Below are 11,847 nucleotides of genomic sequence, written 5' to 3'. Positions count from 1 at the left end.
TCGTGTCCTGCGTTGTGGAGCGCTTCCCCCAACGCCGTGCCGTGGTGCTAGCGGCCCGGCCCCATGCCGCGGTTCATCGCAATCGCCTGGGCCACGTTCTGGCTCAACGGCAGGTTGCCGCCCGCGGTATCCCGCACCAGTTCCAGCCGCAGCTGGTTGCTGGCGATCTGGCCGTCACCGGCCAGGGCGATGCCCTGGCCGACGCTGCCGTTGCGTATCCATTGCTGGACAAGCCCCTGGCCATCTGCCTGCAACAGCAGGCGTGCCTGGTTGCCGTCGAGCACCGCGGAGGCCGAGAGGCCTGCGGCCTGCGCACTGATCGAATGGGCACCGTCACCCGGCAGGGCCGGCACCGCGCCATTGCGTACCACCAGCGTGGTCGCATTGCGGGCGACGTTGCCATCGCCGGCCACCTGCATGCTCTGCACCAGGCCGCTGGCGTTGGCCAGGCCGCTGCTGTCGATAAGGCGACCCTGCGTGTCCGGCAGCGGCGCGTCTGCGGCAGTCACGTGCACGCTGGGCTGGAAGCTCAGTTTCGGGCTGCCGCCGCCGCGGAAGTCCATGCCCAGGGTCAACGCACCCTGCAATACATTTCCGTTGGCGGCCTGCCACTGCGAGACCATCGTCACCCCGAACCACGCGACGGTATTGCCGCCCACGGTGTAGCGGCCGCGCAGCAGGTTGAGTTCGGAATCCGGAATTTCCTTCAGGCCGCGTCCCGGCGCAGCATCCGCCGCCTGCAGGGGCAGGGCGGGGCTCGCCAGCAGCAGGAGCATCAACAGACGGTGGCGGAACATGGCGGAACCTCCTTCAGAACAGGTCGGCGTGGCTGAAGCCGAAATCGACCAGTTCGGCATCGGTGATCGGCCCCTGTCGCGCGTAGAGCGCGCGGGCGCTGGGCCGTTCGCTGGGTTGCAGCAGGACCGTGTTGCGATCGAAATCACTGCCGATCACCACGAATACGGCACGCGATGGCCACGCGGCGAGGAATTCAGGCAGCGCCAGGCTGCGGTTGCCAAGGATGGGATCAGCCACCTCGACCACGCCGCCGCGCACCTGCTTGAGCACCACGAAGTGGCGGAAGCCGCGCACGTCCATCAGGACAAGACCAGGAACGCGAAGCGTGCGCAGGCGTGCCTCATCGATGCGATAGCCGCGCCCGCGCATGCCCAGCGATTCCACGTAGCGCTTGATGTCGAGCAGCGAAAAGCCACGCTCGGCCACCAGCGCCGGGTCGGACACCCCCATCACCCCTTCGATCACCGTCGCCTCGTCGGTGTCCAGGTGGTAGGCATGGCGCAGGAGGGTCGCCAGTGCGGCCGCTCCGCAGCTGTAATCGGTGTGCTGGCGTACCACGTTGCGGTAGCGCCGTTCCTGCATGCTCTCTACCTTCTGCTGCAGCAGCGCGCCATTGGGCAGTACGCCGGCGAAGCCGACGTCGCCCGCCCGCGCGGACGCGCCGCCCAGCAACAGCAGGCAGGCCAGCAGGCGTATCGAGAGACGGTGGCCGAACATCGCATTCTCCGGCAGCAAGGGGGAGCCCCTGTCCCAAGGGGGAGGAGGAACAGGGGCTCCCGGGGACCCGGCCATTGGCGGACGGCCGGGGTGTTGCGCTTACTCGCCGCTGCCACCACCGCCGCCGGTGCTGGGCTGGGCGACTGCCAGGGCCAGGCTGTTGGCCTGCAGGTTGCCGGTGCCCGCGGCCACGTTCACGCCGATGTTGCCGGAGGCGCCGGAGAAGGCACTGCCGGACAACGCCGAGGTGTTGGTCGCATCCACATTCACCCATCGCGTGGTGCTGACGGTGCCGCTGAGGCTGGCATACAGGTCGGCCACGCCCAGTTCGACGAACTGGCTGGTGCCACTCTCACGCGTATCGAAGCCCAGGCCACCCACCCCCGGCCGGTTGGGGTTCATCGTGGCGTTCTGGATTTCGTCGTCCAGATCGATATGGCCGGTGCTGCTGCCACCCGGGTGTGGCAGCTCCCCACTCCAGGTATCCAGATAGTAGTTGGCCATCTGGTAGGCGTTGCCGGTACCGCGGTAGGTGCCGGCGCCATAGGCCAGGGTCAGGCCGCTGACGCCGCCACGCATGCCGACCTGCACGGTATCGGTGTAGGACTGCACGAAGCCGGCGTTGCTGACCGTGTTGCCGGTGGAGACCTGGTTGGAGCTGATGCTCGACTGCGCCACCGCGGTGGTCGCGACCGACGCCGCCAGCGCGTTCTTCTGCTCGTTGTTGTTGCCCGAAGCAATGTTGACACCGATGTTGCCTGACGCACCGCCGAAGGCATTGCCACCGAGACCTGCGGCATTGGTGACGCCGGAGTTCATGGTCGCGTTGCCGAAGCCGGCCTGGTTGACGAACACCTCGGCGTCGGCCATGCCGAAGCTGAAGGACGCGTCGGCGGCGGACAACGACGCGGCATTGTCCTGGGCGTTGTTGTCGCCCGATACCACGTTGAAGCCGAGGTTGCCGGAGGCACCTGCACCCACGCTGTCACCGATGGAGGCACTGTTGGTGACCAGGCTGTTGCTGGTGGCGTTGTTGCTGATCGACTGGCGGTTGTCGATTACGGCGATGGCCGCAGAATCGAGGTCGATGTCGCCGGTGATGTTCGGGTCGCCGGAGAAATTGATGTCGGTACCCAGTCGCAGGTCCTTCTCCAGGTTCACGTCGACGCCGTGGTTGTTCTTTTCCTTGCGTTCGTCGGCCTGGATGTTGCTGTGCTTCTGCACATTGACGTTGACGGTGCGGTTGCGCACGTCGTTGTCGGTGTGATTGTGGGTGTCGTTGCGGGTTTCGCTGACGGTGTGGGTGTGGTTGATGTTCGCGTTGGCGTTCTGGTTGTCCCAGCCATTGGCCGCAGCGGCGGTCGAGGCAGTGGCAATCGCCATGGCGAGCATGGTCCGTTTGACGGTCGCTTTCATGGTGCCCTCTCTCTCATCAGGTGGTGCATCGGTTGGGTGGTTGTCACGGGCGGTCCTGCACGACCAGGCCCAGCACATTGGCCGTGTCATTGCCGCTGCCCGCGATCTGATTGAGTTGCAGGACCCCGTCGAATCCCCGCAGCGCGGTGCTGGTGACACCGGCGCTGCGGGTGCCCGTCGCGACGCCGCGACCGGCGTCGTCCCGCCCCCCTGCCAACGCGGAACCCTCGGCGGCCAAGGCCGTATCGTCGGTTTCGCGTATGCCCTGTCGGGCCAGTGTCGCGCTGACGACGTTGAGCGTCGTGTTGGCGATGCCGCTGGCCTGGTTGATGGATGCGATACCGCTGGCACCGGCCAGCGCCTTGCCATCGATGACGGCGGTGGCGTGAACCGGTGCACCCAGCACGCGGTCGCCACCGCGCAGTTGTCGGTTGCCGATCGAGACGTCGGCATGTTCGCCAGTGGCGATGCCGCGCAGGTTGGCCTGCAGATTGAGGTCGCCGGCCGCCTGGTTGACCGCGATGGCGCCGTTCGCGCCGGCCAGTGCATGGCCGTCGATGCGGGCAACGTCGAGGTAGGCGAGCATGCCGCTGTAGTCATCGGCCTGCGCGATCAACGGCGTGGCAGGCAGGATCAGCAGCAGCCAGTGCGCCCGCCTCACTTGCCACCTGCCGGGGCCATGCCCTGCAGCGGGAACTGGCCGAGAGCGCCGCGCACGGTATCGCCGATGCCGCGGGTACTGTTGCCGACCGCGCCGAGCGGGCCGTTCATGGCGCCACCGAGGCTGCTGCCGACCATGCCGTCACCGCTGCGGCCGAGCGTGCCGCCCAATGCCTGCTGCGTCACACGTTCGACCGTGGTGCCTGCGGGTGTGGTGGCTGTGGCGGCGTGACCTGCCCCCATGCCTGCGTAGTCCTCATCGCTCAGCTCGTCCATCCCGTTTGCCGGGGCACCCGCACCGAGGGCCGCCGCGATCTCGCGCTGGGGTTTCGGGTCGGCGATCAGCGCCATGCCGGGCGGTGCCATGCGATAGGCCGGGCGTGCGGACACATCACGCAACAGGACGATTTCGCCCGGTTGAGCCTTCACGCCCTGGCGTGCACCGGAGGCAGAGGCGCTCGCGCCAACCGACAGCAGGGCCACGGCCAGCGTTGCCAGCAGGCCGCGAATGGGGGTGATGCCGTCCATGCCGATCTCCCGTGGTGGGTGCGGCGGAACCACGCATCAACCGTGCCAACCCTGCAAGGCTTGGCTGCCATGGCGCCAGGTGGTGGCAGACGCAGGGGGTCTGCTGCCGCGCTGTTACAGCGGCGTCGGAAAAATGTTGGGATTGCGCTGTACCAAGCGCCGCAGGGCAAGGCGGGCGCCCGACTGTCACACGGGTGTTACAGGTGCCGTCGCGGACTGTAACGATGCCGCTTCAGCCGGTGCTCTCTTGACGCGGCGCTCATTGCGCCGCCGTTTAGCGCAGCGCTAGGATCCGCCCATCAAAGGCCGCTGCGGCGGCTGTAGAGGTCCCGGCGGAGGGCGGCACGCCGGTGATTGCCTGACAGTCCGCCGACGGTGTCCGGATGCTGGGGGAAGCATGGCGGCGGTCCCGGAGGCTTCTACATCGCGTTGCGTGCTCTGGTTCGGCGAGCCGCTGGCGAACGAGCGCAGCGCGCTGGCGGCCGCAGGCTGGTACGTGCGCCGCATCCATCCCGACCCGGCGATGGCGATCGGGCTGCGCGGGCGTGATCGGCTGCTCGCTGTGCTGGATCTTCGCCATCTGGATACGCCCGCGCTGCAGTTGCTGGCGCCATGGATCGAACAGCACGCGCATCTGCCCTGGCTTGCGGTGCTGCCACCCGGCGCGGGGCCCACGCCTGCGGCGTGGCAGCCCTTGCTGCAGCGTTGCATCTCGCGGTTCACGCTGCCTTTCGGCCTGCAGGACCTGGTGGCTGCGATGCGCCAGCAGTTCGACGCAGATGATCCTTCTGCCAGCGAGGTGTGCGGCGGCCAGGGGCCGCGCACACTGATCGGCGAGAGTCCTGCGTTGCATGCGGTGCGCATCGTGCTGCACAAGTTTGCGCCGGTCGAACTGCCAGTGCTGGTCACCGGCGAAACCGGCACCGGCAAGGAGCTGGCGGCTCACGCGCTGCATGCGTTGTCCGGCCGTGCGGGCAAGCCGTTCATCGCGGTCAACTGCGGTGCCATTCCGGCCAACCTGGTGCAGTCGGAGCTGTTCGGCCACGAGCGCGGCTCGTTCACCGGCGCCGACAAGCGGCAGATAGGCGTATTCGAAGCCGCACACGGCGGAACCGTGTTCCTCGACGAAGTGGGCGACCTGCCAGCGGAGGCGCAGACCAGCCTGCTGCGCGTGCTGCAGGAAGGCACCTTCGAGCGCGTCGGCAGCAGCCAGCCGCTGCGGGCGGATGTGCGGGTACTCGCCGCCACCCACGTGGAACTGGAACACGCGGTGGCGCAGGGTCGGTTCCGCAGTGATCTCTACTATCGGCTCAATGTGCTGCGCCTGCTGATGCCGCCCTTGCGCGAGCGTGGCGCCGATGTGCAACTGCTGGCCGAGCACTTCCTGCGCTGCTTCCGACTGCGCCACAGCGTGCGTGCACGTGGCTTCGCACCCGCTGCGCTGCAGGCGATGCGACGCTTCGGTTGGCCCGGCAACGTGCGTGAACTGCTCAACCGGGTGCAGCGGGCGGCGATCATGGCCGAAGGCGAGCTGATCAGCGAGCGTGACCTCGAACTGGGTGGGCCCGGGCATGCGCCGCCGGGGGCGATGCTGCACGATGCCCGCGGCCAGGCCGAGCGCGATGTGCTGCTGCAGACCCTGCGCCAGACCGGCTACAACGTCTCCGAGTGCGCACGGCAGATGCAGATCTCGCGGGTGACCGTGTACCGGCTGTGCCGCAAGCATCGGCTGGAGCTGCCGGCGCAGCGCTGAGTGCGGATCATGGTTCGCCCGAACGGTAGCGGATGCGGTACAGGTCCAACCCCGCACCGTCTGCGCGCCGCGCCGAATAGGTCAAAGTGTCAGGTTGCGAGCCATCCAGCATCGCACCGTAGCTGTCGCCGGAGGCTTCGTTCACCGGGGAGGGCAATGCATGGCCCGCGTCATAACGACCTCCACGGTCGTAGGAAATGAACTGGCGCACCGGTGCAGTGGCGAAGTCCAGGGCGCGGGCAAACACCACCGTTCGGCCGTCGCCCAGGAAGGTGGCATCGAACTCCTGCGCTGCGGTATTGAGGTCACCCGCCAGCGGCCGTGCCGGCTGCGCGACGCCGCCGATCATCGCCGCGCTGTAGAGGTCATGGCCGCCGGCACCGCCCGCACGATCGCTGGAGAACAACAGCGTACGACCGTCCGGCGAGAGCATCGGCGCGAACTCGTCGGCCGCACTGTTTACCGCAGGCCCGAGATTTTCCGGTTCGCCGAATCGACCGTCGCGTCCAATCCTGACCCGGTACAGATCGTCGCCGCCCTGGCCGCCTGCGCGGTCCGAGCAGAAATACACCACACGGCCATCGGTGGAAAAGGCGGGATCGAAGTCACGTCCCGGCGTGTTGAACGAGACCGGCGTCGCCGGCCGCCAGCGCTGTCCATCGTGGCGGGAGACCCAGATGTCATACCCGCCCGGACCGCCGGGCCGGTTGCGGCTGAACCACAGTGCGGTCTTTCCATCTGGGCTCAGGGTCAGTCGAATTTCGTCGTACTGCGTGGATGCAACGCCCGGCGCAAAGCGTTCAGCGGAGCCGACGATCTGCAGCACGCTTGAGGGAGTCGCAGGGGGCGACGCAGCAACCAGCAGCATCACGGCCAGCCGCGCTTTCATGCCTGCCGCTCGAAGTCGCTGACCCAGTTGGTTTCCCAACTGCGTCCCCCATCGGTCGAAGCCGCCTGTTCCCAGCGCGCCGAACGCGGGGTGATACGTGACCAGATCACCCGCGTCTGGATCGCGCGACCGTCGTGCTGGTCCTCGCCAAAGAAGCGACCGACGCCGGCCTCGAAACCACCGCGCAAGGGCGCGCCGATCCGGGTCGGCTCCCGGCCATCCAGCCACCAGCTCAGCCAGTGCCGCTCAGCGGCGCTCCAGGCGCGGATGCCCATGCCGCGCAGCGGTGCTCCCGGCACGTCCATCAGGTTGTCGCCCACGTTGCCGAATCCTCCCAGTACCGGCCAGTTGTGCAGGGTGCCGTTGAACGCGTCCCACGCATCACTGCCCGCCAGCCGAGCGCGCAGGCGACGATGGCGCACGTTCCAATGGCCCACCAGGAAATCAAAATCGCGCGGTGCATCCGGCAGCTTCGGAAGCGGAGAAGGGGCTGCCGCAGTGCGCCGGAACCAGTTGCGCCAGTTCACTTCCCAGTGCGCGCCGGCATCGTCGGAGAATGCCTGTTCCCACCAAGGCTCCTCGCCATGGATGTCATGCCAGCGGAACCAGACGTCGATGGGGCGTCCCTTGAAATCATCACGACCACGGAAGCTGCCGCCGTCGCCCTCGAAGACGCCGCGCACGGGCGCTTCGATATGAGCAGGGGTGCGTCCATCGATCCACCAGATCGACCACGTGGAAGACACCGGATCAAAGGCACGCACGCCCAGGCCCCTGTAGGGACCCGAAGGCAGCGCCATGACGTTGTCATCGATGGTGCCGAGCCCGCCCAGGGTGAGCCAGACCGCGCTGGCGCCGGTGAAGGCTTCCCAGCGGGTATCACCCACCAGGCGCTCCTTCAGGCGTTGGTGCCGGACCCGCCAGTTGCCCTGCAACCATTTCCAGTCTTCGCTGTGGCTGGCCAGGGGCCGCCCCGAGGGCAGGGCGCTTGAGGCGGCCACTGCGGCCAAGGTGGCCAGGAACTGCCGTCGATCCATGTGCGTGATCCCTTGCCGGAAGTGCCTCCATCGTTGCGGGTGCGAGGGGGATTGACCACGCAGATATCCGGGCTCAGGCTAAGCCACACTTATGGTGACCCAACGCCAGCTTCCATCGCTTGTCGCCATCCGCGCCTTCGAAGCGGCGGCGAGGCTGGGCAGTTTTGCCCGTGCCGCCGAGGAGCTCGACACCAGCGCGGCATCGGTGAGTTACCACGTGCGCCGGCTGGAGGCCCAGACCGGCACCTGCCTGTTCCTGCGCCATGCACAGCATGTGGAATTGACCGCCGCCGGTGCGAGCGTCGCAGTGGAGGCCACCCGGGCCTTCGACGCGCTGCGCGCCAGTTTCATGCGTGCCGCTGACATGGATGCGGCGCGACTGCGCCTGTCCGTCTTGCCCACGCTGGGCACCAGCTGGTTGACGCCGCGGCTGGGCAGCTTCCGCGCCCGCCATCGTAACATCGTGCTGGAACTGGACCTGTCGGCAGAGCCGCAGGACCTGGCCGCCGGGCGTTTCGATGCCGCCATCCGCAACGGGCATGGTGCGTGGCCCGGGCTGCAGGCCACGCCCCTGTTCCCCAGCATTTTCACCCCGTTGTGCGCACCGGCGCTGCTGCCGGCGGCGGCCGGGCTCGGTCGCCGGGCGCTGGACATTCCGCTGCTCGGCAGGCCCGACTGGTGGGCACTGTGGTTCTCCGCACATGGTGCCGTTCCGCCGCCGGCCGAGGAGAGCCTGGTCAGCCCCTTTGCGTTGGAGCATCTGGACGTCGGCGCGGCCATTGCCGGGCAGGGCATCGCCATTGCTTCGCCAATCCTGTTCCAGGCCGAACTGGACAGCGGGCGCCTGGTGCAGGCGCATCCCGGTGTGGCCAGCGACGGGCGTGGTTTCTGGTTCGTGGCACCGACGGCGCGCAGCCGGAGCGCCAAGGTCATTGCATTCGGTGACTGGCTGGTCGAGCAGGCCGCGCAGGCCAGGCATGCGGCGCGACATCATCTGGCGCGCACGGTGACGGCATGAAGCAGAGCCCTGAACTGCTGCGACGCCTGCTGCGTGCCAAGGACCGGATGGACCATGCCAGCCACGAGGACTGGCCGGTGGCCCGCCTGGCCGAAGTGAGTGCCGTATCCGCGGCGCATTTCGCGCGTTCGTTCAAGCAGGCATTCGGGCTGCCGCCGCACCGCTACCTGCTGAGCCGCCGCATTGAACGGGCCGTGGCGCTGTTGCGTGACACCGACCTGCCGGTCACCGAGATCGCCGCGCAGACCGGCTGGAGCAGCCTGGGCACCTTCGGCCGCATCTTCCGTGACATCACCGGCGACAGCCCCGGCAACGTGCGCGCACGCGAACGCCGGCACCCACCGCTGCGCGGCGCCGTGCCCGAATGCCACGCGCGCGCCGCGCAGCGGCCCTGCCTCGACACGTCCGTGCTGGAACAACGCCGCCGTGGCGCGCCGCCGGTGGTGCCCGCCGCGGAGCGTCAGGCCGGTACGACAGGGGCGGCACGGAGACGGCCGGCATCGACCGCGGGATCGCTTCCGGCGAGCGCACCTTCAAGACCTGAAACATCGGTGTCCAGCAGGCACGTCGCAAACATGAGGAAGCGGTAGGCGTCGGCAAAGTTCGACCCGAGCCCGAATGAAATCCTGACCGCGCCGCAATCTCCCTTGTCCAGGATCTTCTCATCGAAGGCGGTGCAGTCGAGGATCTTCCCGGTCTTGTCCAGTTCGCAGTGCTCGGCACCTGCGGTGGCATAGGTTGCCTGCTGGACGGCCCCGAGGTTGCAGAAACATCCATTGCGCAGGGTGATGCCGAAGCGGTCGGCCAGGCGCTTGATGCGGGCATGCGGCATGATCGAGCCATAGCAGTCGAAGAAGTTGAGCATCACCGTCGCTCCTTTGTGCTGTGCCGGCGGGCCGTACACGCGGCACAGCGGTGTGTCGCCGCGCACGGTATGGCGAAGCGCGGCAAGGCGCGCCTCGAGCCACCGGGCCAGTGCACCGGAACGCAGCGCCAGGGCCTCGACGCCGCCCATCCGCGCCACGAAGGCAAAGCCCCGGGCGATCGCCGGGAACGCGGCGTAATTGGGTGTTCCGATCTCAAAGCGTTGCCCGGCATCGCGATACAGCAACCGCTCGGTGGGCGACCACGGGCCCGAGTAGTAGCAGACGCCGCCACCGGCAAGGGACGGTGGCCTGAGCAGTTGCAGTGACGAGCGGCGGGCAAGCAGGCAGCCTGCGCCGGTGGGGTAGCCGAAGATCTTGTAGAACGAGGCCACCACAAAGTCCGGTTGAAGGGCGCCGCAATCCAGCCGCGCCTGCGGAACCAGTGCGGCAGCGTCGCACAGCACCATCGCACCATGCGCCCGCGCGCGGGCGATCCAGGCCAGGTCATGTCGCGCACCGGTCGCGTTGGACTGGGCGGGAAAGGCGAGCAGATGCGGGGCGCCATCGCCCAGCCGCTGCAGCGCACGCTGCATCAGGTCCCCGTGCAGCAGCAGGTCGTCGTCCAAGGGGATGTACTTCACCGAGGCGCCCTTGGCCCTGGCGTATTCGCGCAGGCCATGCACCGATGTGTGATTGTCCTTGGTCAGCAGCAGCTGCGTGTCCGGCTGGAAGGGAAACGATTCCGCCACCAGCCGGATCGCGCTGCTGGCGTTGGCAGTGAATATCACCTCGTACTCGTCCGGCGAACAGCCGAAAAAGGCGTAGATTGCCTCTCGTGCCTGCTGGTAGGCGGCCTGCGAGGCCTTCGATCCGCTGTGCGGATTGCCCAGGATCGCGTGTTTCAATGCCTGCAGGTCCTGTTCGAGCAGGCTTTCGGGTGGCAGGGTTCCGCCCACATGATCCAGGTACGTCACGTGCTGCTCGTCCAGCCGTGCGTACTCCTCGTTGCGCATTTTCTCTACCGATGCGTCGGGGAAGCCCGGATGCTCGGTCAGGAACTGCGCCCTGGCCGCGGTGAATGCATCGAGCGCCTGCGCCTCGTGCGCAGGGACGGCGCGCTCGGCGCCCACGCAGGGCGCGCGATGGGTCAGCTGCTGGCACCGCAGCAGCGGCGAGAAATCGGGGGGCGTGATATCCAGCGTCGTGCCCGCATGGGCCGGATCAGCCTGGCCGCGCAGCAGCCATGCCTCCACCCGATAGCGCTGGTCAGGCACGTCCTTGCGGAACTGCGCGAGCATCAGGTCCAGGTAGTGCTCGCGGGTGCCGGTGTCGCACTGGTTGAACTCCTCGAGCAGGATGCAGGCGTTGAACAGGAACTCGCGCGCGCCGGCCGCATCCAGCGAGAACGACAGGGGATGCAGCCCCGCAGGCAGATCGTTGGCCCTGGACAGGCCTTCGATCGCGAAAGCCCGGGTGATTGGCGACGGGTCGGTCAGGCTCAGCGCAGCGTCCATCAGCCGCGAGGGCATGCCGAAATGCAGCTGCGATTGCTGGCGGGTGAGTTCGAAGAGCTGGTTGTAGTGGAACATCGTGGCATAGACACGCCCGCCCGGCCGCAGCACGCGGCGGAACTCCCTGGCCACGCGCGCCTTGTCCGGCGGGAACATCAGGCCGAAGCCACAGACAATCACATCGAAGCTGTTGTCCTCGAACGGAAGCTCTGCCATGTCCACGTCGGCCAACAGCGGAACGTGCTGCTGGATCTCCGGGCTCAGGACGCGCCGGGCCATGTTCACCGCGATCTGCGACAGATCGCTGGCCACCAGCCGCAGGCCCCGTGGCCGCGCAAGATCCTCATACAGGCTTGCGGTGATCACCCCGGTGCCGCAGGCGACTTCCAGCACGTCCCTGACCACGAATCCGCCATCGATGTCGCTGGCGACTTCGCTGGCCAGCAGCTTCCCGTAAGGGTGGAAAATGCGAGGACTCAATACCCGCTCATAGAATTCCATGAAGGTACTGAGTGACCAGCGGCTGTCGGACACAACTTTGCATTGGCCTTGCGCTACGTCCTGCATGGTGCGCTCCCTGGCAGCGTGATGGTGCCGATGGACCGGGCTGGCGCGGTTATCGCATGCGTTCCTGTGTGCGTGCGTGATTGGCAT

Annotated in this window: 10 protein-coding genes and 1 pseudogene; 3 read left to right on the top strand and 8 right to left on the bottom strand. The window is 67.6% G+C overall.

The window, feature by feature from the left end; all coding sequences use genetic code 11:
- Positions 1 to 47 precede the first annotated feature (47 nt).
- The 5 genes from KXV01_RS08480 to KXV01_RS08460 all read right to left on the bottom strand — a co-directional run bounded on the left by KXV01_RS08480 (position 48) and on the right by KXV01_RS08460 (position 4,119).
- Positions 48 to 797 (bottom strand): hypothetical protein, encoded by a 750-nt coding sequence (locus tag KXV01_RS08480; protein ID WP_111096276.1) that lies wholly within the window; start codon positions 795 to 797, stop codon positions 48 to 50.
- A 13-nt stretch (positions 798 to 810) separates the two neighbouring features.
- A complete protein-coding gene (locus KXV01_RS08475) occupies positions 811 to 1,515 on the bottom strand; it encodes a C39 family peptidase (protein ID WP_111096275.1) in 705 nt (234 codons plus the stop codon).
- A 99-nt stretch (positions 1,516 to 1,614) separates the two neighbouring features.
- Positions 1,615 to 2,931: an adhesin gene (locus tag KXV01_RS08470; RefSeq protein ID WP_111096274.1), complete on the bottom strand. Its 1,317-nt coding sequence runs from the start codon at positions 2,929 to 2,931 to the stop codon at positions 1,615 to 1,617.
- Positions 2,932 to 2,974: 43 nt separating this feature from the next.
- Positions 2,975 to 3,592 (bottom strand): hypothetical protein, encoded by a 618-nt coding sequence (locus KXV01_RS08465; protein WP_049438400.1) that lies wholly within the window; start codon positions 3,590 to 3,592, stop codon positions 2,975 to 2,977.
- Positions 3,589 to 4,119, bottom strand: a complete 531-nt coding sequence (locus KXV01_RS08460; RefSeq protein ID WP_049438401.1) for a hypothetical protein — start codon at positions 4,117 to 4,119, stop codon at positions 3,589 to 3,591. The genes KXV01_RS08465 and KXV01_RS08460 overlap by 4 nt, the downstream gene beginning before the upstream one ends.
- Before the next feature lie 397 nt (positions 4,120 to 4,516).
- Here KXV01_RS08460 and KXV01_RS08455 point away from each other — a divergent pair, with 397 nt between their 5' ends.
- Complete coding sequence (locus KXV01_RS08455) at positions 4,517 to 5,872, top strand: sigma-54 dependent transcriptional regulator (protein WP_099487150.1); 1,356 nt, start codon at positions 4,517 to 4,519, stop codon at positions 5,870 to 5,872.
- 7 nt (positions 5,873 to 5,879) lie between these two features.
- Here the strand turns inward: KXV01_RS08455 and KXV01_RS08450 are convergent, their stop codons facing one another.
- The gene (locus KXV01_RS08450) at positions 5,880 to 6,761 is read right to left on the bottom strand and encodes a PD40 domain-containing protein (protein WP_099496001.1); all 882 of its coding nucleotides are present in this window, start codon (positions 6,759 to 6,761) and stop codon (positions 5,880 to 5,882) included.
- Positions 6,758 to 7,798, bottom strand: a complete 1,041-nt coding sequence (locus KXV01_RS08445; RefSeq protein ID WP_263467676.1) for a hypothetical protein — start codon at positions 7,796 to 7,798, stop codon at positions 6,758 to 6,760. Before KXV01_RS08445 ends, KXV01_RS08450 begins: the two co-directional genes overlap by 4 nt.
- A 91-nt stretch (positions 7,799 to 7,889) precedes the next feature.
- On the opposite strand from KXV01_RS08445, the gene KXV01_RS08440 reads away from it, so the two are divergent.
- Positions 7,890 to 8,816 (top strand): LysR substrate-binding domain-containing protein, encoded by a 927-nt coding sequence (locus KXV01_RS08440; RefSeq protein ID WP_049410792.1) that lies wholly within the window; start codon positions 7,890 to 7,892, stop codon positions 8,814 to 8,816.
- Positions 8,813 to 9,250, top strand: a pseudogene (locus KXV01_RS20030) (helix-turn-helix transcriptional regulator); the annotation flags it as partial. The gene KXV01_RS08440 and the pseudogene KXV01_RS20030, both read left to right, overlap by 4 nt.
- Before the next feature lie 26 nt (positions 9,251 to 9,276).
- On the opposite strand, the gene KXV01_RS08430 reads toward KXV01_RS20030, so the two are convergent.
- Positions 9,277 to 11,760 (bottom strand): aminotransferase class V-fold PLP-dependent enzyme, encoded by a 2,484-nt coding sequence (locus KXV01_RS08430; protein ID WP_263467675.1) that lies wholly within the window; start codon positions 11,758 to 11,760, stop codon positions 9,277 to 9,279.
- Positions 11,761 to 11,847 lie beyond the last annotated feature (87 nt).

It is taken from the genome of Stenotrophomonas sp. Ps181 (assembly GCF_025697425.1).
Taxonomy (GTDB): Bacteria; Pseudomonadota; Gammaproteobacteria; order Xanthomonadales; family Xanthomonadaceae; genus Stenotrophomonas; species Stenotrophomonas sepilia.
This window is presented reverse-complemented; position numbering and strand designations above follow the sequence as displayed.

What these genes read in the sequence shown, in the direction of transcription:
- KXV01_RS08480 (WP_111096276.1), bottom strand. Translation starts at nt 797, where the DNA reads ATGTTCCGCCACCGTCTGTTGATGCTCCTGCTGCTGGCGAGCCCCGCC.
- KXV01_RS08475 (WP_111096275.1), bottom strand. Translation starts at nt 1,515, where the DNA reads ATGTTCGGCCACCGTCTCTCGATACGCCTGCTGGCCTGCCTGCTGTTG.
- KXV01_RS08470 (WP_111096274.1), bottom strand. Translation starts at nt 2,931, where the DNA reads ATGAAAGCGACCGTCAAACGGACCATGCTCGCCATGGCGATTGCCACT.
- KXV01_RS08460 (WP_049438401.1), bottom strand. Translation starts at nt 4,119, where the DNA reads ATGGACGGCATCACCCCCATTCGCGGCCTGCTGGCAACGCTGGCCGTG.
- KXV01_RS08455 (WP_099487150.1), top strand. Translation starts at nt 4,517, where the DNA reads ATGGCGGCGGTCCCGGAGGCTTCTACATCGCGTTGCGTGCTCTGGTTC.
- KXV01_RS08450 (WP_099496001.1), bottom strand. Translation starts at nt 6,761, where the DNA reads ATGAAAGCGCGGCTGGCCGTGATGCTGCTGGTTGCTGCGTCGCCCCCT.
- KXV01_RS08445 (WP_263467676.1), bottom strand. Translation starts at nt 7,798, where the DNA reads ATGGATCGACGGCAGTTCCTGGCCACCTTGGCCGCAGTGGCCGCCTCA.
- KXV01_RS08440 (WP_049410792.1), top strand. Translation starts at nt 7,890, where the DNA reads ATGGTGACCCAACGCCAGCTTCCATCGCTTGTCGCCATCCGCGCCTTC.
- KXV01_RS08430 (WP_263467675.1), bottom strand. Translation starts at nt 11,760, where the DNA reads ATGCAGGACGTAGCGCAAGGCCAATGCAAAGTTGTGTCCGACAGCCGC.